Below are 19851 nucleotides of genomic sequence, written 5' to 3'. Positions count from 1 at the left end.
GGGCTCCTCCTGATGGTGTGTGTGACGTGACTCGTACTGGTGGTGATGCGGCCGAGGGCCGAGCGAGGACTACTCGCCGCGGGCCTTCTTGACGATCTCGTCGGCGATGTTCGAAGGAACCTCGGCGTACGAGTCGAACTCCATCGAGTACGACGCCTGGCCAGAGGTCTTGGACCTCAGGTCGCCAACGTACCCGAACATCTCGGACAGCGGCACGAGGGCGCTCACGACGAGGTCGCCGTGCCGCTCCTCCTGCGCGCGGACCTGGCCACGGCGCGAGTTGATGTCGCCGATGACGGTGCCGAGGAAGTTCTCCGGCGTGGTCACCTCCACGGCGAACATCGGCTCGAGCAGGACAGGCTTCGCCATGCGGGCGGCCTCCTTGAAGGCCTGCGCACCGGCGATCTTGAACGCCAGCTCCGAGGAGTCGACGTCGTGGTAGGCGCCGTCCTCGAGGGTGAACTTGACGTCGACCATCGGGTAGCCCGCGAGCACGCCGAACTCCATGGAGTCCTGACCGCCCTGGTCCACCGACGGGATGTACTCGCGGGGCACGCGGCCACCGGAGACGTTGTTGACGAACTCGTAGCCCGCACCGGTGCCGGTCTCGGGGTTGATGTTCGGCTCGATCGAGATGACGACCTTCGCGAACTGGCCCGAACCACCGGTCTGCTTCTTGTGGGTGTAGCTGTGGTTCGACACCGAGCCGCGGATGGTCTCGCGGTAGGCCACCTGCGGCTTGCCGACGGTCGCCTCGACCTTGAACTCGCGCTTCATGCGGTCCACGAGGATCTCGAGGTGGAGCTCGCCCATGCCCGCGATGATGGTCTGGCCCGTCTCCTCGTCGGTCTTGACGACGAAGGTCGGGTCCTCCTCGGCCAGGCGCTGGATGGCGACACCCAGCTTCTCCTGGTCGGACTTGGTCTTGGGCTCGATCGCGACCTCGATCACCGGCGCCGGGACGGTCATCGACTCCAGCACCACCGGGTTGGCGGCGTCGGAGAGGGTGTGCCCGGTGCGGGTGTCCTTGAGGCCCATGACGGCGACGATCTGACCGGCGCCGACCGAGGCGATCTCCTCACGCTTGTTGGCGTGCATCTGGTAGACCTTGCCGATCCGCTCCTTGCGACCGTTGCTGGAGTTCAGCACGGTGGCGCCGGCCTCGAGCTTGCCCGAGTAGACGCGCACGAAGGTGAGGCGGCCCAGGTGGGGGTCGGCCGCGATCTTGAACGCCAGCGCCGAGAGCGGCTCGTCGACCGACGGCTTGCGGGTGACCTCGTTCTCCGGGGTCTCCTCCGCGTTCGGCTTGTGGCCGACGATGCCCTCCACGTCCAGCGGGCTGGGGAGGTAGTCGACGACGGCGTCGAGCAAGGGCTGGACGCCCTTGTTCTTGAACGCGGTGCCGGTGAGGATCGGGTTGAGCTTGTCGGCCAGGGTCGCGCGACGGATGGCGGCCTTGAGGGTGGGCACGTCGAAGACGTCGCCCTCCTCGAGGTAGACCTCCATGATCGCGTCGTCGGCCTCGGCGAGGGTCTCGACGAGCTTCTCGCGGTACTCGGCGGCCTTGTCGGCGAGGTCGGCCGGGATCTCCTCGACCACGTAGTCCTCGCCCTGGGCGGTCTCGCCGCGCCAGACCTTGGCGGTCATCGCGACCAGGTCGACGACACCGATGAAGTCGCCCTCGGTGCCGATCGGGATCTGCAGGATCAGCGGGGTCGAGTTGAGCTTCTGCACGATGGAGTCGACCACGCGGTAGAAGTCGGCACCGGTGCGGTCGAGCTTGTTGACGAAGCACATCCGGGGCACGGCGTACTTGTTCGCCTGGCGCCACACGGTCTGGCTCTGCGGCTCGACACCGGCCACACCGTCGAACACCGCGACGGCGCCGTCGAGGACGCGCAGCGAGCGCTCGACCTCGACGGTGAAGTCGACGTGCCCGGGGGTGTCGATGATGTTGATCTGGTGGTTCTTCCACCAGCAGGTGGTGGCGGCGGAGGTGATGGTGATCCCCCGCTCCTGCTCCTGCTCCATCCAGTCCATGGTGGCCGCGCCATCGTGGACCTCACCGATCTTGTAGCTGATGCCGGTGTAGAAGAGGATCCGCTCGGTGGTGGTGGTCTTGCCGGCATCGATGTGCGCCATGATGCCGATGTTGCGGACGACGTTGAGGTCCGTGGTGATGTTGACGGCCACTGTGGTTCAGCGTTCCTTCGCGTTCGGGAGTGGTGGTGGGTGCCGCCGGCGCCCCGGTGGGGGCGCCGACGACGACGATCACCAGCGGTAGTGGGCGAAAGCCTTGTTCGACTCGGCCATCTTGTGCGTGTCCTCGCGCTTCTTCACCGCGGCACCCAGGCCGTTGGAGGCGTCGAGGATCTCGTTCATGAGCCGCTCGCTCATGGTCTTCTCGCGGCGGTCCTGGGCGTAGCCCACGAGCCAGCGCAGCGCGAGCGTGGTGCCGCGCGTGCCCTTGACCTCGATCGGGACCTGGTAGGTGGCACCACCGACGCGGCGGGACTTGACCTCGATGGCGGGCTTCACGTTCTCGAGCGCACGCTTGAGGGTGACCACGGGGTCGGTGCCGGTCTTCTCACGGCAGCCCTCGAGGGCGGAGTACACGATGCGCTGCGCGACCTGCTTCTTGCCGTCGATCAGCACCTTGCTCACGAGCTGGGAGACCAGCTGCGACCCGTAGACGGGGTCGACGTCGATCGGCCGCTTCGGCGCGGGACCCTTGCGCGGCATGTCAGCTCTTCTCCTTCTTCGCGCCGTAGCGGCTGCGGGCCTGCTTGCGGTTCTTGACACCCTGGGTGTCGAGCGAGCCGCGGATGATCTTGTAACGGACGCCGGGAAGGTCCTTCACACGGCCGCCGCGCACGAGCACGATCGAGTGCTCCTGCAGGTTGTGACCCACACCCGGGATGTAGGCGGTGACCTCGACGCCGCTGCTCAGACGCACACGGGCGACCTTGCGCAGGGCGGAGTTCGGCTTCTTCGGGGTGGTCGTGTACACACGCGTGCAGACGCCGCGTCGCTGCGGCGATCCCTTCAGGGCAGGCGTCTTGTTCTTGGACACCTTGTCCTGGCGGCCCTTGCGGACCAACTGCTGAATGGTGGGCACCTGGTGGTTCCCTTTCGTTCTACTCTCACGCTCCGCGCACCGTGCGCGGGCGGGGTCGTGCGGTCGTACGTCGTGCCACTGCGCGCCGGGGCGGATCGGTCCGGGGGCCGGGGATCGGTTTCCGGGCACGCGTGAGGTGCCTGATGGGTCCAGGCACAGGGTGTGAGGCTACTCGCGTGGCGAGAGGTTGCTCAAATCGGTAACGCGCCGGGCCCGTGCGGGGTTCCGCGACGGCGTCATCTCCCGGTCGCGGTGGGCTCCACGGCCTCGGTCGCGACGGCCGCCTCGGCCCGGTCGGCGGGGGTGTCGGCGGCGGTGCGGGGCACCCGCCGGACGTCGGCCAGCAGGGCGCGCCACCCGCCGGCCCCGGCGGCGTAGACGGCCAGGGCGAGCGCGACGCCGGCGAGGGTCAGCAGGCCCCCGACCGCGAAGGTCCACCGGGCGCCGAGCCAGTCGCCCACGAGTCCGATGAGCGGCGAGCCGAGCGGCGTCCCGCCCATGACGACGGTCATGTACAGCGCCATCACCCGGCCCCGCAGCTCGGGCGCGGCCGTGAGCTGCAAGGTGGCGTTGGCGGTGGTGAGCATGGTCAGCGAGCACAGGCCGATCACCGGGGCCATCGCGGCGAACAGGGCGTAGGTCGGCATCAGCGAGGCCACCACGAGCGCGGTGCCGAAGCCGGCGCCGGCGAGCACGAGCAGCCGCAGCCGCACGCGCACCCGGCGTGCCGCGAGCAGCGCCGCGGCCAGCGACCCGACGGCGACCGCCGAGCCGAGCACGCCGTACTCCCCCGCGCCCTTGTCGAAGACCTCGGTGGCGATGAGGGCCGAGGCCACCTGGAAGTTCATGCCGAACGTGCCGGCGAAGAACACCAGGACCAGGATCATCACCATGTGGGGCTGGCTGCGCACGTAGCGCACCCCCTCCCGCAGCGCCCCGGGTTCGCGACCGCGCAGCCGCGGGGTGTGGAGGGCGTCGACGTCCATGCGCTGCAGCTGGGCGATGACGGCCAGGTACGACACCGCGTTGAGCAGGATCACCCAGCCGGTGGCCGAGGTGCCGTCGCCCAGCGCGTGGATCAGCAGCCCGGCGAGCGCGGGCCCGATGAGACGGGCGAGGTTGAAGGCCGCGGAGTTCAGACCCACGGCATTGGTGATGTCCTCGGGCCCCACCATCTCGGAGACGAAGGACTGGCGGGCCGGGCCGTCGATCGCGGCGAAGACGCCGAACACGAACGCGAGCGCGTAGACGTGCCAGACCTCGGCCGTCTCGGTGACCGCGAGGAGCCCCAGGGCGCCGGCGGCGAGCATCATGCCGCCCTGGGTGACCTGCAGCAGCCGGCGCTTGGGCACCCGGTCGGCCAGCACCCCGGCCCACGCCGAGAGCAGCAGGATGGGCAGGAACTGCAGACCGGTGGTGACGCCGAGCGCCACGCCGCCGCCCCCGAGGGTGAGCACCAACCAGTCCTGCGCGATGCGCTGCATCCAGGTGCCGATGTTCGACACCACGCTGCCGAGGGCGTAGCGCCGGTAGTTGCGGATGCGCAGGGCTCTGAAGGTGGGGCTCACGGGGTCCTCTCGACGCCGGGACCGGCCCGCGGTGGCGGGTCGGGAGGTGCGGGTCGCGCGGCCCGCGCGACCCCGACGGCCACCGGGTCGCGGTGGCGTCGGGACGGGCGCGTGCCTGTGCTGTCCAACGTCGTCCCGCCGGGTCGGTATTCCCCCGCGACCACCTGCCCACGCCTGGCGACGGGCGCTAGGTTGGGGCCGTGACCGACGCCCCGGCCCCCGGCCCCGCTCCCGCGCAGGACCCCACCCCGCCGGGCCACCACGAGTTCCGCAACCGCACCTACCTGGTCGCCGACGTCGCGCCGCTGGACGTCGACGGCGTGCGCACCGTCGAGGTCGGCACCGCCCTGTTCTTCCTCGGGTTCCTCGCCCTGCTGCCGTTCTACGGCCGGCTCCAGGACGCCGACCAGGGCTGGTGGCTGTGGACCTGCCTCACCGGCACCGGCCTGGGCCTGCTCGGCCTGGAGTACGTCCGGCGCCGTCGCCGCTCCCGCTGACCTCGCGCGGGGTCGGCGCGGCGTCCCGCCCGCAGGACCGGGGGGCGGCGCTCAGAGGCCGAGGATGACGTCGTCGGTGAGGGTGTCGACGACGTGCTCGGGCAGCGGCTGGGGACCGTGCTTCTTGGCCAGGCGCACCTCGGAGTGGGCGCCGCAGCCGTGGTCGAGGGTGACGACGCGGCCGTCGTCGTTGGCGTCGCCGTTGGCGCAGACGCCGAACATGCCGGCCAGCGGCCCGGCCAGGCGCACCAGGAAGCCACAGGAGTGGCAGGGGTGCGGGGCGGCCTGGGCGAGCGGCGACCCGGGGCCGCCGTCGCCGTCGTGCCAGCGCTGGGCGGCGAGGTCGCGGCCCTCGATGCTGAGGGTGCGCACGCGCCCCAGGCCGAGGTCCTTCGCGACCTCGCGGATCTGGGCCTTCTCGTCGGCGTCGAGCGGGTCGTCGCCGAAGGAGTAGGTGGGCACGAGGCGCGGGTCCTCGTCGGGGACCGGGAGCAGGTCGCCGGGGCTGAGGTCGCCGGGCTGGAGGCGGTCGCGGTACGGCACCCACGGCGGGGCGACGATCGCGTCCTCGCCGGGCACGAGGACGACCTCGGTGACGGTGACCTGCGACTGCCGGTAGGCGCGCACGAGCGTGACGGCCCAGCGCCAGCCGCGGTAGCCGGCGCGGGTGCAGGCGAAGTGGTGGGTGACGGTGCGCTCCGCCTCGACCTCGGCCTCGACGCCGAGGTGCTCGCCGACCTCGTCGGCGGCGGCCTCGAGGAGCACGGCCTCTCGGGCCAGCCCGACGGCGCGCGCGGCGACGGAGTCGGGCTGGGGGCGCAGCAGGGTGGTCACCGGCGTATTCTCACCGATCCCCCGGCCCGGTGTCTCGTCGGGGGCCGCCACGACCTCCGTGGGCGGCGCCTCACCCCGCGGATGTCGGTGACGTCCCCGCGGAGGCGGCAGGATGGGGGCCATGACCTCACCGCCCTCCGACCCGAGGCCCGGACCGTCCGACCCGCCGGCCGGCGGGTCCGGCGCGTCGCGCGCCTCGGACCGGCCGGGCACGGCCCACGCGGTCGGCCAGGGCCTGGGCGCGGGGGCCCGGGGTGCCGGGCGGGGCCTGGCGGCTACGGCACGGGCCACCCGCCGCTTCGGCCGGTTCGCCGTGCGCCACGCCCGGCGCGCGGCGGAGGCGGAGGGCGCGGACGCCTCGGGGCTGAACCGGCTGATCTACCTCCACGCCGCCAACGCCGCCGCCGACGCCGCAGTGGCGATCTCGCTGGCCACGACCGTCTTCTTCGCCGGCGCCACGAGCGAGGCGCGCGGGCAGGTGGCGCTGTTCCTCGGCCTGACGATGCTGCCGTTCGCGATCGTGGCGCCGCTGATCGGGCCGTTCCTCGACCGGTTCAGCCACGGCCGCCGCTGGGCGATCGGCGCCACGTTCGCGCTGCGGGCCTTCCTGTGCTGGGTGCTCGCCGGGGCGGTCGCGGCCGACTCGGCGCTGCTGTACCCGGCGGCGCTGGGCGTGCTGGTGGCCTCCAAGGCCTACGGCGTCACCCGCGCGGCGGCGGTGCCGCGACTGCGACCCGAGGGCATCACGCTGGTCAAAGCCAACGGCCGGGTCTCGCTCGCCGGCGTCGTGGGCGGGGCGCTGTCGGCGCCGCTGGCCGGCGGTGCGGCCCTGATCGGGGCGGAGTGGTCGCTGCGCTACGCCTTCGTGGTGTTCGTGGCGGGCACGATCGCCGCGATCCTGCTCCCCGCCCAGGTCGACTCCTCCGAGGGGGAGGCCTCGGTGTCGATGCGCGCGGCGGGCGGCGCGCGCCGGGGCACGCAGATCCCCTCGGCGGTGGCCTACGCGCTGCGCGCCAACTGCGGTCCGCGGTTCCTGTCGGGGTTCCTCACGATGTACATGGCCTTCCTGCTGCGCGAGGAGCCGATCGGTGACTGGGAGCCGGCGATCCTGCTCGGCCTCGTGCTCGGCGGGGCGGGGCTGGGCAACACCGTGGGCATCCTGCTCGCCTCGGTGCTGCGCCGGATCAACCCGGCGGTGACGGTGACCTTCGCCCTGCTCGCCGACGCCGCCATCGTGCTGGTCGGCGGTCTGCTGTACGGCGTGCTGGCGCTGGTCGGCCTGGGCCTGGTGGCCGGGCTGGCGCAGTCGCTGGCCAAGGTCTCCCTGGACTCCACGATCCAGTCCGGGGTGCCCGCCCACGTCCAGGCCAGCGCCTTCGCCCGCTCCGACACCACCCTGCAGCTGGCGTGGGTGATCGGCGGCTTCGTCGGCATCGCGCTGCCGCTCGAGCCGCGCCTGGGGCTGGGGGTGGCCGCCGCGGTGCTGCTGGCCTGGACCCTGTTCGTGCTCGGCTCGCGTCCGCGCGGCGGACGGCGACCCGCCGGCCGCGCCCCGGCGGCGCGGGCGGACCTGCTCGCCACGCCCGACCCCTCCGCGCCCCGGCCCGCCGGCCGCGAGTGAGCCGACGCGGATCGGTCGGCCGGGCTCAGGCCTCGAGCTCGTCGGCCAGCGCGCGCAGCAGCTTGGCGGTGGCGCGACCGGTGGCGCGCTCGGGCTGGCGGCCGCGGCGGTAGCCCTCGCCGAGGTCGTCGAGCAGCCGGATGAGGTCCTCCACGATGGTGGTCATCTCCTCGGGCTTCTTGCGCTGGGCCTGGCGCCGGTTGCGCGTCACCGAGGCGGGGGCGTCGAGCACCCGCACCTGCAGCGCCTGGTCGCCGCGGCGGCCCTGGGCGAGCCCGAACTCCACGCGGGTGCCGGGCTTGATGCTGGTGAGGCCGTCGGGGAGCGCCTCGGCGTGCACGTAGACGTCGGGGCCGTCCTCCTGGGAGAGGAACCCGAACCCCTTGGCCTCGTCGAACCACTTCACCTTGCCCTGCGGCACCGTCGCCACCTCTCACCCTCGCTGGAGCACCACCGCGGCCCCGGACCACGGGCCCGGGCGCGTACGGAGCCCGGTCGTCGCGACCGGGCTCGCCCTCACAGCGTAGTGGGTGCCGACGCCGGTCCCCCGGGGGCGGCGCGGGCCCACCACGCCGGGAAGCCGGTGAGGTCGGGCAGGATCTCGTGGGTGCCGGCGGCCTCGAGCTCGGCGCGGGTGGAGCCCCCGGTGAGCACCGAGACGCTGCGCACGCCGGCGGCCAGGGCGCCCTCGACGTCGTGCACGTGGTCGCCGACGTACCAGCCCGCACCCTCGCGCCGCAGCGCGTCGGCCTTGCCCACGCCCCACACCCAGCCCTCGAGGTGGTCGACCTCGAGGTCGAGGTGCTCCAGGTGCAGCCGGGCGTTCGGCGGGTACTTGCCGGTCACGACGACGACGCGACCGCCCTGCTCCCGCACGGCGGCCACCGCCTCGCGGGCGCCGGGCAGCAGCGGGATGGCGGGGACGGCGTGCTCGGGGTAGAGCGCGCGGAACCGGTCGCCGGCCGGGCCGATCGCCTCCGGGGGCAGGTGGGGGGCGAGCATGTGGTCCAGCGGCGGCCCGAGGACCCGCGTCATCTCCTCGATCGGCAGCGCGACGCCGAGCTCCTCGGCGAGCACCGTGAGGGTGGCGCGGAAGCCGGGCACCGTGTCGATCAGGGTCATGTCCAGGTCGAATCCCACGACGTGTCCGGCCACACCCCGATCCTAGGGCGCCGCTCCCACCCCCGGGGCGCCGCGCCGGGTGGGTGCCGTGGGCCACAATGGGAGGCCGAGCAGGCCGCGACCCCCGCGGCGGGGGGAGGTGGACAGGTGGCCCGGACGACGCCGCGCGCCGCCCTGCTGGCCCTCGCCGCCTGCCTGGCCACCCTGCTGAGCGCTCCCGCCGGCCCTGCACGCGCCGAGGACGGCGCGGCCGCGGCCGACGCCACCGAGCTGTACCTGGTGGTGTTCGACGACCCGCGCGTGCCGACGCAGCCCGACCCCACGCTGCGGGCACTGCTCACCGCGCTGGCCCAGCGCCGCCAGCAGACGGTGCTGGCCGAGGTCGGCGGCCCCGAGGTCGTGTACCGCTACACCCGCGCGCTCAACGGCGTGGCCGTGCGCCTCGACGACGCGCAGGCACGCGCGCTCGCCCTCGACCCCGCGGTGCGGGCGGTGGAGCGCAACCGGGTGCTGCCGCTGGCCGGGGTGCGGGCCGGGGCCGGCACCGCCGTGGCGGCGCCGGCGCGAGGCGGGGCGGGTGTGGTGGTGGGACTGATCGACACCGGGATCGCCCCGGAGAGCCCGTCCTTCGCCGCCCTCGGACGACCCGCCCGCCCCGAGCGCACCGAGCGGTGCACGACCGGCGAGCAGTGGACCGCCGCCGACTGCGGCGACGCCGTGGCCGCCGCACGCTGGTTCGTCGCCGGCTTCGGCGCCGACGCCCTGGCCGCGCGGGCCGTGCTGTCCCCGCGCGACACCGACGGCCACGGCAGCGTGGTGGCCGCCCTGGTGGCCGGCAACCCCGGGGTGAAGGTCGCCGGCGCCGGACCCCGCGCCGCCCGCACCGGTGGCCAGGCGCCCGACGCCCGGCTCGGGGTCTACAAGGCCTGCTGGAACGCGCCCGACCCGGCCGACGACGGCTGCGCGACCGCCGACGTCGTGGCCGCGATCGAGGCCGCGATCGGCGACGGTGTCGACGTGCTCCACCTGCCCACCGGCGACGCCGACCCGCTGTCCCGTCGCGGCGACGCCGCCGACCCCGCCCCGCTGCCGGGGGGTGCCGACGTCGTCGACCTGGCGCTGCTGGGCGCCACCGAGGAGGGCGTCCTGGCGGTGGCCGCCGCGGGCGCCGCGCCGGCGGCACCGGCCCACCCCGTGCCGTGGGTGCTCAGCGTCGGGGCCCTGGAGGGCGACCAGCCCCGCGGCGTCGTCCGGCTGCGCGGCGCGCCGCGCGGGGCCGAGGTGCGGCTGGCCGGGGCGATGCTGTCCGGTCGCGCCGTCACCGACCGGCGAGTGGTGCGGGGTGCCGACGTCGCGGCGACCGGGGTGTCGCGCACCCGCGCCCGCTCCTGCGAGCCCGGCAGCCTCGACGCCGCCGCGGTGTCCGGGGCCGTCGTGGTGTGCCTGCGCGGTCGGGTGGCCCGGGTGGACAAGTCCGCCGCGGTGGCCCGCGCCGACGGCGCCGGCATGATCCTGCTCAACACCGGGCGCGCCGCGGTCGACGCCGATCCGCACGCCGTGCCCACCGTCCACCTCACCGGTGGCGCCGGGCGTCGTCTGCTCCGGTGGCTGGCCGAGCGGCCCCGCGGACGCGTCGACCTGCTCCCCACCGGGGTCCGGCGGGCGCCGCCGCGGGTCGGCCCGACCTCCCCGCGGGGCGCCACCGGCAGCGGGTTGATCAAGCCCGACCTCGTGGCGCCGGGCACCGGCCTGGTCGGCGCGGTGCCGGGCAGCGACCCGGCGGCGTTCCTGTCCGGCACCTCGGCGGCGTCGGCGCTCGTGGCCGGCACCGCCGCGCGCCTGCTCACCCGTCCCGGGTGGTCGGTGCCGGTGGTGCGGGCCGCGCTGGCCACCGGCACCCGCCCGCTGGCCGGCCGCACCGACGTCCGCGCCGCCGGCGGCGGACGGCTCGGCACCTTCCCGCGCCGTCGCCCGGGGCTCACCGCGGTGGTCGCCCCCGAGCGCTACCGCACCTGGTGGCAGGGCGAGCAGCCGCTGCTGAACACCCCCGGCGTCCTGCTCCCGCGCACCGGCGGCACCGCCCGGCGGGTGCTCACCCACCTCGGCGAGGGCACCGTCACCTACGTCGTCACCCCGCCCGCCGGGTCGGGCCTCGTGGTCACCCCGGCCGTGCTGCGGCTGCGCCCCGGCGCCCGGGGCGTGGTGCGGATCGCCCGTGCCGACGACGCCGCCGGGCCCGCGGTGCGCGGCGTCGTGCTCACCTGGCGCGGCGACGACGGCAGCCGCAGCCGACTGCCGGTGCTCCTCACGCCCTGAGCCGACCAGAACGGCGATCCCTCAGGTGACGCTCAGCCCGCTGACGTAGGGTCGGGCGGGTGCACGACGATCCGCAGCCCCCCGCCGAGCCGTCCTCGACCGGGAGGCCCGCCGACGCCGCCGCACCCGGTGCGGGCGGGGTGGACCTCGCGAAGCCCGCGGGCGAGCAGACCGCACGCCGTCGGCGCCGGACCCCGCTGTGGCTCGAGACCGTCGTGCTGCTCGCGGTGGCCCTCGGGATGGCGCTGATCATCAAGACCGCCTTCATGCAGGCCTTCTACATCCCCTCCGAGTCCATGGAGCCGGGGCTGGTCAGGAACGACCGGATCCTGGTGCAGAAGGTCAGCTACTGGTTCGGCGGCGAGCCGCAGCGCGGCGACGTCGTGGTGTTCGAGGACCCGGGCGGCTGGCTGACCGGCCCCGAGACCGGTCCCACCACCCTGCTCTCCAAGGGCCTGGCCCGGGTGGGGCTCTACCCCACCGGCGGCCACCTGGTGAAGCGCGTGATCGGCCTGCCCGGCGACACCATCGAGTGCTGCGACGACCAGGGCCGGTTGATCATCAACGGCGTGCCCGTGGACGAGTCGGAGTTCGTGCGGCGCGAGTACGGCTGCGACGGCCCGATGGTGAACAACTGCACCGAGGACTGGTCGGTCACCGTGCCGGAGGACCGGCTGTTCGTGATGGGCGACAACCGGGCGCACTCCGCGGACTCCTCCGACCGGCTGTGCAACCCCCGCAACAAGCGCTGCGACGAGGATCGCGCGTTCGTGCCGGTCGACCTCGTGGTGGGCAAGGTGTTCGCGCTGGTCTGGCCGCTGAGCCACGCCGAAGGCATCGGGCGCCCCGACGCCTTCGACGACGTGCCCGACCCCTCCTGAACCACCTCGCTCAGGCGGGACGGCCCTCGGCCATCGCCGCCAGCGCGGCCAGCGCCACCGGCGCCTCGCTGGTGACCATCGGTCCGATGTCGGCCGCGCCGGGCCCGTCGATCACGGTGTGCACCACCAGGTCGCAGCCACCCTCGGCGCGGGGGGTGAGGACGTGGTCGATGCGGATCCGCAGCTCGCCCATCTCCAGCACGTCGAGGTAGCGGCGCCCCGGCTCCACGACCTCCAGGCGCACCGGCACCGCGAACGGGCCGGCGAGGGTGAGGGTGCCGGTGGCGCCCTCGGCGAACGGTCCGTCCAGCACGACCTCCTGCACCGGCGGGTCCCAGGTGGCCCAGGTGGCGGGGTCGCTCCACAGCGCCCACACGGCGTCGGCGTCGGCGGTGGTGGTGGCGGTCTCGGTGTGCTCGAAGGTCATCGGGGCTCCTACGGGGTGCGGCGGTGCACGGTCATGACGCGGTCGCCGAACCGCACCATGTCGCCCACGACCAGGGTCGTGGGACGGCCCGCGGTGAGCGTCCGGGTGACACCCTGACGCATCAGCACCGATCCGTTGGTGGAACCCCGGTCCATGACCACCAGCGCGCCGTCGGGCGCGACCTGGAACTGGGCGTGGGTCTTGGACAGCGACATGTCCTCCGAGCGCAGCGCCACCAGGTGGGCGACGGGCTCGCCGGCGCGGGGCTCGGGCCCGCGGCCGACCAGGGCCAGTCCCGCCACGACCAGCGTCTCGCCGGTGTCGAACCCGACCTCCCAGGTGGGTAGCGGGGCCGGCGCGGGTGGCGGGCCTGCGGGGGCGGGCGGTGCTGCCGGGGCGGGCCTCGGCGGCGGTGCGACCGGAGCGGACGGGGCGGGCGGGGTCACCGGCGCCGCGGAGGGCGGGGTCGCGGGCGGGGTCGCGGGCGCTGCCAGGGGGACGACGCCGGCGGCGGGCGTCGGCACGGCGGTGGTGCGCTCCTCCCCCGCGGTCGGTCCCGGAGCCGGGCCGGGGGTCGCGGCCGGCACGGCGTCGACGGTGGGGCGGGCCGCGACGGGGGCGAGCCGCAGGGCGGTGAGGTTGACGACCTGCCGCGGCGCCTCGGGCTCGTCCTCGACCGGGGCCGGCGCGGGCCGCACGTCCACCACGACCGAGCGCACGAGCCGGTCGTGCAGACCGCGCCGACGCCGGGCGGGGTCCATCACCGCGGCCCAGCCCGACGTGGCCAGGCCGAGCCCGGCCGTCGGCCAGGTGAGCGCGCCGACCACCGCGTCCCGCAGCAGCCCCCGGCCGAGCCCCAGCGGACGCCCGGTGTCGGCGTCGAGGACGCGCAGGCCCAGCAGCGCCTTGCCGGGCGTGGTGCCGCGCAGGCCCGTGGGCAACGCCCACCCCACCCACACGACCACGACCGCGGCCAGGACGGTCACGATCCCGGGGCCCCAACGGTCGTCGTCGAGGAAGCGCCACCACGCGAGCGCGACCGCGCCGGCGAGCAGCGGCCACGCCAGCAGCCGGTCGACGGCGAAGGCGTAGAAGCGTCGGTCGAGGTCGGCGGCCGGCGGGACGGTCGATCCGGGCACGCCGGGGGCCGCGGGCGTGCTCACCGCACGCCCCGGGGCGGACGGCGGGGGCTCACGGGCGCAGGACGTGGATCATCACGCCGTCGCCGAGGTTGATCACCGCGCCGGGCACCAGCTGCCACGCGACCCCGGGGCGCAGCTCCTCGGGCGGCAGGCCCGGGAGCACCACCACGGTGCCGTTGGTGGAGCCGAGGTCCGTGGCCACGGCGCTGCCGTGGTCGGGGCCCGTGCCGGGGCGGATCTCGAGGTGGGTGGAGGAGATCTCCTGCATCGGGCTGGGCACCGGCAGCAGCCGCGGCAGCACGCCGTCGCCGAGCTGACGCGCCTCCGGCGCGCGGCCGACGAGCACGGCGCGGTCGATGTCGATCGGCTCGCCGTCATTGACCTGGATGCGCGCCACGACCGTGCCCGGCACGGGGCCGGGTCCGGCGAGCGGGTCGGGCGGCGCGGGCGTCGGGGACGCACCGATCTGGGTGAGGCCGTCGTGGTCGGGCGAGGCGACGTCGTCGGGCCCGGGCGGGGCCGGGGGCACGGCGGGCAGCGCCTCGGTGGGCGGCTCGTCGTCGGGCCCGTCCACCGACGGCGGCGGGGGCGGGACGACGGGCAGGGGCGGCAGGGCGGGCGGGACCGTGGGGTCCTCCGGGAACGGCGGCGCGAACCCGGCGTCGGTCAGCGAGGACAGCGGCGAGCTCAACGGGTCGGCGGCAGCGTCACGCGCGGGCTCCGGGGCGGGCTCCGGGGCGGACTCCGGCTCGGGCTCGGGCTCCGGCAGGGGCGGCGGCACGACCGCGGTCGCGGCGGCCGGCGCCGCGGCGGGCGCGAGCCCCCAGCGCAGCGCGGCCACCCGCACCAGCCCGGCCGGCACGGCGTACTCGGGGGTCACCGGCGCGTCGTCGGCGTCCGCGGCGGGCAGCTCGACGGTGAGCTCGGCGGGCTCGATCAGCGTGTGCTCGACCCAGGTGAGGGTGCCGGCGCCCTCGCACACCCGGTCGCCGCCGACGCCGCCGCGGGCGTGCACGCGCAGCGCGCCGCGCACGAGCACCACCACGCGGTCGGGCTCGCGCACGACGACCGCGAGGTCGGAGACCGACTCGAGGTCGGCGAGTCCGCCGGGCAGCAGCGCGCCGAGCACCTCACCAGTGCTGCCGCCGGCCGCGTCGACCGCCCACGCGGCCGCGATCCGCGGGGTGAGGTCGGCGGGACCGACCACGCTCACGCGCCCCAGCGCGGCCGTCCAGGGGCCGGGCCGGAAGGTCCAGCGCGCCAGCGACGCCGGGCCGGTCACGGCCCCCGTGTCGGCACCCGTCGGCGGGCTCGTCGGAAGGCTCATGGCAGTGCTCCCAGTTTCTCCTGCAGGCTCCGGCGCGAGGCGTCGGAGTCGTACCCGTCATCAGCGCTCCATCCCACCACATCGATCACGACCGCCGTGGCGTTGTCGCGCCCTCCGGCCGCGACCGCGGCGGCGACCACCCGGTCGGCGGCGTCGCGGGGGTCCGGCGCCCCGGCGAGGATGCCGGCCAGGACGTCGTCGGCCACCATGCCGCTCACGCCGTCGGTGCACAGCAGCAGCCGTTCGGCCGAGGCCAGCGGGAGCAGGAAGTAGTCGGCCTCGATCGCGCCCTGCCCGCCCAGCGCGCGGGTGATGACGTGGCGCTCGGGGTGGTGCTCAGCCTCCTCGGGCCGCAGCGCACCGGCGGTGATGAGCTCCTGCACGACGCTGTGGTCGACGCTCACCTGCTCCAGCGCTCCCCCGCTGCACCGGTAGATCCGCGAGTCGCCGAGGTTGGCCAGCAGCCAGCGGGGGGCGCCGTCCTGCTCCACGAGGAGGGCGACGACGGCGGTGGTGCCGGCGTTGAAGTCGGCGGCGCCCTCGGCCCGTCGGTCGGCGTCGTAGGCCCCGATGCGGTCCTGGGCGGCGCGCAGGGTCGCCGCGATCACCTCCGAGCCGCTGTGGGCGGGGTAGCCGGCCTCGGCCAGGCGGCGGAACTCCTCGACCACGATCCGGCTGGCGATGTCGCCCCGGTCGTGGCCGCCCATGCCGTCGGCCACGACGAAGACCGGCGGCGCCACGAGGTAGGCGTCCTCGTTGACCTCACGCACCAGGCCGACGTCGGTGGCGGCGCCGTGGTGCAGCTCGACGCGGCTCATCGGCTCCACCCGGACGGGAGCGGGACGGGCAGTAGCGTGGACCCGATGGGCACCTCCGCAGCCTCCGGCTTCCGCTCCCTGGCCGACCAGCTCCGCAGCTGGTCCGACGAGCGGTTGACCGCCCTGCTCCTGGCGCGCCCGGATCTGTCCACACCTGCCCCTCACGACTTCGGCCATCTCGCGTCCCGGGCGACGGTGCGCGCCTCGGTGATGCGCGCACTCGATCAGCTCACCCTGCTCGAGCTCACGGTCCTCGATGCCCTCGTGGTGGCGGGTCAAACCACACGCGACGAGCTCGCCACGCTCGTGCACGCGGCCCCGGAGGCCACCCACGGGGCGCTCGACCGCCTGGTCGACCTCGCCCTGGCCTGGGAGTCCTCGCTGGGGTGGCGGGCCGTGGCAGGGGTGGCCGACGCGCTCGGCACCGGCCCCGGCACCTCGGGCCTGCTCCCCCGCGGCCTGCCCCCGCGCGAGGACGCCGACCTGCGCGGCGCCCTGCAGGAGCTCTCCCCCGCGGCGCTGGCGATGCTGCGCCACGTGGTGGACCACCGCAGCGAGGCCGATCCCGGCACCGCACGGCTGGCCGTGGCCCCCGCCGACGCCGCCACCCCCGCCGAGGAGCTGCTGGCCCGCGGCCTGCTGGTGCCCCGCACCCAGGGCCGCCGCGTCGTCGTGGTGCCCGGGGAGGTCGGGCTCGCGGTGCGCGGGGGTCGCACGACCTCCGCGGCCGTCGACGCCGTCCCGCCGCTGCTGAGCACGCCCCGCGACCCCGCGGTGGTCGACTCCATCGCCGCGGGCGCGGCCTTCGAGGCGGTGCGCCGGGTCGAGCTGCTGCTGGAGGCCTGGGGCGCCGACCCGCCCGGGGTGCTGCGCAGCGGCGGCGTCGGCGTGCGTGACCTGCGGGCCGCGGCCGCCCTGCTGCAGGTGCCCGAGGCCACCGCCGCGCTGTTCCTCGAGACCGCGCACGCCGCCGGACTGCTGGGCAGCCGCGCCGACGCCGAGGGCGATCCGGTGTGGGTGCCCACCGACGCCTTCGACACCTGGGCCGCCGCCCCGCCCGCGGTGCGCTGGATCCGGCTGGTGCGCACCTGGCTCGACAGCCCGCGCACCCCGGCCCTCGCCGGCACCAAGGACGAGGCCCGCAAGACCCGCACCGCACTGTCGGTGGAGCTCGTGGCCCCCGGGCTCCCGGAGACCCGGCACGCGGCGCTCGACCTGCTCGCGGCACTCCCCCCGGGCGAGGGGCTGGCCAGCGGCACCGGCCCGCCGTCGCTGGTGGCCCAGCTGGCCTGGCACCGCCCCCGCCGCCCGCGCCAGCGCGAGACCCACGTGCTCTGGACGCTCGCCGAGGCGGCGGAGTGGGGCCTCGTGGCCCGCGACGGCGTCGCCTCGCCGGGCCGCGCGCTGCTGGCCGGCGCCGCCGAGGACGACGTCGCCGCCCTGCTCGCCCCGCTGCTGCCGGCCCCGGTGGACCACGTGCTGCTCCAGGCCGACCTCACCGCCGTCGCCCCCGGCCCGCTGGAGGCGGCACTGGCCCGACAGCTGCAGTCGGTGGCCGAGGTCGAGTCGCGCGGGGGCGCCACCGTGTACCGCTTCACCCCCGGCTCGGTGCGCCACGCCCTCGACCTGGGGTGGACGGCGGTCGAGCTGCACGCCTTCGTCACGTCGGTCTCGCGCACGCCGGTGCCGCAGCCGCTGACCTACCTCATCGACGACACCGTGCGCACCTTCGGCCGGATCCGGGTCGGTCACGCCGAGGCGTTCCTGCGCGCCGACGACGAGACCGCGCTCGCCGAGCTGCTGCACCACCCCCGCGCGGCCGGTCTCGGCCTGCGACGGCTCGCCCCGACGGTGCTGGTGAGCAGCATCCCGATCGAGGTGCTGCTCCCGCGCCTGCGCGAGCTCGGGGCCGCGCCCGTGGTGGAGGCCGCCGACGGCAGCGTGGTGGTGGCCCGCCCCGAACCGTTGCGCGCCCGCACCCCCGGCGAGCGCGAGGCCCCCCGGGCGCTGCGCGACCTCACCCGCATCGGCGCCGCCGTCACCGCGCTGCGGGCCGGCGACCGGGCCGGTCGGCTGCGCTCGGGCGCCCCCGACCCGCGCGAGATGGTCACCCCCGCCTCCACCCTGGCGGTGCTGCGGGAGGCGCTGGAGCGCAGTCACGACGTGCTGATCGGGTACGTCGACGACCAGGGCGTGGCGAGCGACCGGCTGGTCACCCCGCGCGACCTCGAGGGCGGCAGCCTCATCGCCCACGACCACCGTGCCGACGCCGGTCGGGCCTTCCGCGTGCACCGGATCACGTCCGCGCGCCCGGTCGCCCCCGGGGAGGTACCACCGGCTCCGTAGGCTGGAGTGTTGTGAGCGGCCCCCTGATCGTCCAGTCGGACAAGACCCTCCTGCTCGAGATCGACCACGAGCAGGCGGCGGCCTGTCGACGCGCCATCGCCCCGTTCGCCGAGCTGGAGCGCTCCCCCGAGCACGTGCACACCTACCGGCTCACGCCGCTGGGGCTGTGGAACGCCCGGGCGGCCGGCCACGACGCCGAGCAGGTGATCGACACCCTGCTGGCCTACAGCCGCTACGCGGTGCCGCACGCCCTGCTGGTCGACGTCGCCGAGACGATGGCCCGCTACGGCCGGCTGCGCCTGGAGAAGCACCCCAGCCACGGGCTGGTGCTGGTGAGCACCGACCGGCCGGTGCTGGAGGAGGTGCTGCGGGCCAAGAAGGTGGCCGGCATGCTCGGCGCCCGCGTCGACGACGACACCGTCGTCGTGCACGGCTCCGAGCGCGGCAACCTCAAGCAGGCCCTGCTCAAGCTGGGCTGGCCGGCCGAGGACTTCGCGGGCTACGTCGACGGCGAGGCCCACCCGATCAGCCTCGCGCCCGACGGCTGGGAGCTGCGGCCCTACCAGGCCGAGGCCGCGGAGTCGTTCTGGCACGGCGGGTCGGGTGTGGTCGTGCTGCCCTGCGGGGCCGGCAAGACGCTGGTCGGGGCGGCCGCGATGGCCCAGGCCCAGGCCACGACGCTGATCCTGGTCACCAACACCGTCAGCGCGCGGCAGTGGAAGGACGAGCTGGTGCGGCGCACCACGCTCACCGAGGACGAGATCGGCGAGTACTCCGGCACCACCAAGGAGATCCGCCCGGTCACGATCGCCACCTACCAGGTGCTCACCACCAAGCGGAAGGGCGTCTACCCCCACCTGGAGCTGCTCGACGCCCGCGACTGGGGCCTGATCGTCTACGACGAGGTGCACCTGCTGCCCGCGCCGATCTTCCGGATGACCGCCGACCTGCAGGCGCGGCGCCGCATCGGCCTCACCGCCACGCTCGTGCGCGAGGACGGCCGCGAGGGCGACGTGTTCTCCCTCATCGGCCCCAAGCGCTACGACGCCCCGTGGAAGGACATCGAGTCCCAGGGGTGGATCGCCCCCGCCGACTGCGTGGAGGTGCGCGTCACCCTGCCCGAGGGCGAGCGGATCGCCTACGCCACCTCCGAGCCGGAGGAGCGCTACCGCCTGGCCTCCTGCACCCTGCAGAAGACGCTGGTGGTGCGCGAGCTGGTGGCCAAGCACGCCGGCCAGCCGACGCTGGTGATCGGGCAGTACCTCGACCAGCTGCACGAGCTGAGCGAGGCGCTGGACGCCCCCGTGATCAGCGGGGAGACGCCGGTCAAGGAGCGCCAGCGGCTCTACGACGCGTTCCGCTCCGGCGAGATCGGCATCCTGGTGGTCTCGAAGGTCGCCAACTTCTCCATCGACCTGCCCTCGGCCGAGGTCGCCATCCAGGTCTCGGGGTCCTTCGGCAGCCGTCAGGAGGAGGCCCAGCGGCTGGGCCGGCTGCTGCGCCCCGGGCGCACCGGCAAGGTGGCCCGCTTCTACACCGTGGTCTCGCGCGACACCGTCGACGCCGACTTCGCCCAGCACCGGCAGCGCTTCCTCGCCGAGCAGGGCTACGCCTACCGCATCCTCGACGCCGAGGACCTCGCGGTCGAGTCCTGACGACGACGGCGCCGGGCCCCCCCAGGGCCCCGGCGCCGGCGTCGTCAGGACTCGCCCGCGAGGTCCTCGGCGTCGAGGAGGCGGTAGGCGTAGCCCTGCTCGGCGAGGAAGCGCTGCCGGTGCTGGGCGAAGTCGGCGTCGACGGTGTCGCGCGAGACCACGGTGTAGAAGCGGGCCAC

The 19851-nt window shown here is 75.3% G+C and carries 18 protein-coding genes; 6 read left to right on the top strand and 12 right to left on the bottom strand.

Annotation, left to right across the window (positions count from 1 at the left end):
* Window positions 1-69: 69 nt before the first annotated feature.
* The 4 genes from fusA to ACERUJ_RS14515 all read right to left on the bottom strand — a co-directional run bounded on the left by fusA (window position 70) and on the right by ACERUJ_RS14515 (window position 4686).
* The gene (gene fusA / locus ACERUJ_RS14530) at window positions 70-2193 is read right to left on the bottom strand and encodes an elongation factor G (protein WP_370249394.1); all 2124 of its coding nucleotides are present in this window, start codon (window positions 2191-2193) and stop codon (window positions 70-72) included.
* A gap of 78 nt (window positions 2194-2271) precedes the next feature.
* Entirely contained in the window at window positions 2272-2742 is a 471-nt protein-coding gene (gene rpsG / locus ACERUJ_RS14525) for a 30S ribosomal protein S7 (protein ID WP_370249391.1), read from the bottom strand.
* Between the two features lies 1 nt (window position 2743).
* A complete protein-coding gene (rpsL, locus tag ACERUJ_RS14520) occupies window positions 2744-3118 on the bottom strand; it encodes a 30S ribosomal protein S12 (RefSeq protein WP_056681807.1) in 375 nt (124 codons plus the stop codon).
* Window positions 3119-3354: 236 nt separating this feature from the next.
* On the bottom strand, window positions 3355-4686 hold the full coding sequence (locus ACERUJ_RS14515) for an MFS transporter (RefSeq protein ID WP_370249389.1): 1332 nt from the start codon (window positions 4684-4686) through the stop codon (window positions 3355-3357).
* A gap of 200 nt (window positions 4687-4886) precedes the next feature.
* Between ACERUJ_RS14515 and ACERUJ_RS14510 the strand changes: the two genes are divergently transcribed.
* On the top strand, window positions 4887-5183 hold the full coding sequence (locus tag ACERUJ_RS14510) for a DUF2530 domain-containing protein (protein ID WP_370249388.1): 297 nt from the start codon (window positions 4887-4889) through the stop codon (window positions 5181-5183).
* A gap of 51 nt (window positions 5184-5234) precedes the next feature.
* Here ACERUJ_RS14510 and ACERUJ_RS14505 read toward each other — a convergent pair whose 3' ends face one another.
* Window positions 5235-6017: a DUF3027 domain-containing protein gene (locus ACERUJ_RS14505; protein ID WP_370249387.1), complete on the bottom strand. Its 783-nt coding sequence runs from the start codon at window positions 6015-6017 to the stop codon at window positions 5235-5237.
* Window positions 6018-6138: 121 nt separating this feature from the next.
* Here ACERUJ_RS14505 and ACERUJ_RS14500 point away from each other — a divergent pair, with 121 nt between their 5' ends.
* Window positions 6139-7638 (top strand): MFS transporter, encoded by a 1500-nt coding sequence (locus ACERUJ_RS14500; protein ID WP_370249384.1) that lies wholly within the window; start codon window positions 6139-6141, stop codon window positions 7636-7638.
* A gap of 25 nt (window positions 7639-7663) precedes the next feature.
* Here ACERUJ_RS14500 and ACERUJ_RS14495 read toward each other — a convergent pair whose 3' ends face one another.
* Together ACERUJ_RS14495 and ACERUJ_RS14490 are read right to left on the bottom strand one after the other, a co-directional pair.
* Window positions 7664-8059 (bottom strand): cold-shock protein, encoded by a 396-nt coding sequence (locus ACERUJ_RS14495; protein ID WP_370249416.1) that lies wholly within the window; start codon window positions 8057-8059, stop codon window positions 7664-7666.
* Between the two features lie 95 nt (window positions 8060-8154).
* The gene (locus ACERUJ_RS14490) at window positions 8155-8793 is read right to left on the bottom strand and encodes an HAD family hydrolase (protein ID WP_370249383.1); all 639 of its coding nucleotides are present in this window, start codon (window positions 8791-8793) and stop codon (window positions 8155-8157) included.
* Between the two features lie 114 nt (window positions 8794-8907).
* Here ACERUJ_RS14490 and ACERUJ_RS14485 point away from each other — a divergent pair, with 114 nt between their 5' ends.
* On the top strand, window positions 8908-11076 hold the full coding sequence (locus ACERUJ_RS14485; RefSeq protein WP_370249382.1) for a S8 family serine peptidase: 2169 nt from the start codon (window positions 8908-8910) through the stop codon (window positions 11074-11076).
* Between the two features lie 59 nt (window positions 11077-11135).
* The gene (gene lepB, locus ACERUJ_RS14480; protein ID WP_370249380.1) at window positions 11136-11957 is read left to right on the top strand and encodes a signal peptidase I; all 822 of its coding nucleotides are present in this window, start codon (window positions 11136-11138) and stop codon (window positions 11955-11957) included.
* A 10-nt stretch (window positions 11958-11967) separates the two neighbouring features.
* Here the strand turns inward: lepB and ACERUJ_RS14475 are convergent, their stop codons facing one another.
* Genes ACERUJ_RS14475 through ACERUJ_RS14460 form a run of 4 tightly spaced genes read right to left on the bottom strand, consistent with a single transcriptional unit; the run spans window position 11968 to window position 15671 of the window.
* The gene (locus ACERUJ_RS14475; protein ID WP_370249379.1) at window positions 11968-12384 is read right to left on the bottom strand and encodes an SRPBCC family protein; all 417 of its coding nucleotides are present in this window, start codon (window positions 12382-12384) and stop codon (window positions 11968-11970) included.
* Between the two features lie 8 nt (window positions 12385-12392).
* Entirely contained in the window at window positions 12393-13547 is a 1155-nt protein-coding gene (locus ACERUJ_RS14470) for an RDD family protein (protein ID WP_370249378.1), read from the bottom strand.
* Between the two features lie 28 nt (window positions 13548-13575).
* Window positions 13576-14853 carry an FHA domain-containing protein gene (locus ACERUJ_RS14465; RefSeq protein WP_370249376.1) on the bottom strand — a complete coding sequence of 426 codons (1278 nt, stop codon included), beginning with the start codon at window positions 14851-14853 and terminating at the stop codon, window positions 13576-13578.
* Window positions 14850-15671, bottom strand: a complete 822-nt coding sequence (locus ACERUJ_RS14460) for a PP2C family serine/threonine-protein phosphatase (protein WP_370249375.1) — start codon at window positions 15669-15671, stop codon at window positions 14850-14852. Before ACERUJ_RS14460 ends, ACERUJ_RS14465 begins: the two co-directional genes overlap by 4 nt.
* A 45-nt stretch (window positions 15672-15716) precedes the next feature.
* Here ACERUJ_RS14460 and ACERUJ_RS14455 point away from each other — a divergent pair, with 45 nt between their 5' ends.
* A complete protein-coding gene (locus tag ACERUJ_RS14455; protein ID WP_370249373.1) occupies window positions 15717-18017 on the top strand; it encodes a helicase-associated domain-containing protein in 2301 nt (766 codons plus the stop codon).
* 11 nt (window positions 18018-18028) lie between these two features.
* Window positions 18029-19672, top strand: a complete 1644-nt coding sequence (locus ACERUJ_RS14450; RefSeq protein WP_370249371.1) for a DNA repair helicase XPB — start codon at window positions 18029-18031, stop codon at window positions 19670-19672.
* A gap of 44 nt (window positions 19673-19716) precedes the next feature.
* Here ACERUJ_RS14450 and ACERUJ_RS14445 read toward each other — a convergent pair.
* A partial coding sequence (locus ACERUJ_RS14445) for a hypothetical protein (protein ID WP_370249415.1) occupies window positions 19717-19851 on the bottom strand: 135 nt, incomplete at its 5' end.

Source organism: Nocardioides sp. (assembly GCF_964228225.1).
Taxonomy (GTDB): Bacteria; Actinomycetota; Actinomycetes; order Propionibacteriales; family Nocardioidaceae; genus Nocardioides.
This window is presented reverse-complemented; position numbering and strand designations above follow the sequence as displayed.

Coding starts and splice junctions, on each gene's coding strand:
- rpsG (WP_370249391.1), bottom strand. CDS start 2,742: ATGCCGCGCAAGGGTCCCGCGCCGAAGCGGCCGATCGACGTCGACCCC.
- ACERUJ_RS14475 (WP_370249379.1), bottom strand. CDS start 12,384: ATGACCTTCGAGCACACCGAGACCGCCACCACCACCGCCGACGCCGAC.
- ACERUJ_RS14465 (WP_370249376.1), bottom strand. CDS start 14,853: ATGAGCCTTCCGACGAGCCCGCCGACGGGTGCCGACACGGGGGCCGTG.
- ACERUJ_RS14500 (WP_370249384.1), top strand. CDS start 6,139: ATGACCTCACCGCCCTCCGACCCGAGGCCCGGACCGTCCGACCCGCCG.
- ACERUJ_RS14455 (WP_370249373.1), top strand. CDS start 15,717: ATGGGCACCTCCGCAGCCTCCGGCTTCCGCTCCCTGGCCGACCAGCTC.
- ACERUJ_RS14460 (WP_370249375.1), bottom strand. CDS start 15,671: ATGAGCCGCGTCGAGCTGCACCACGGCGCCGCCACCGACGTCGGCCTG.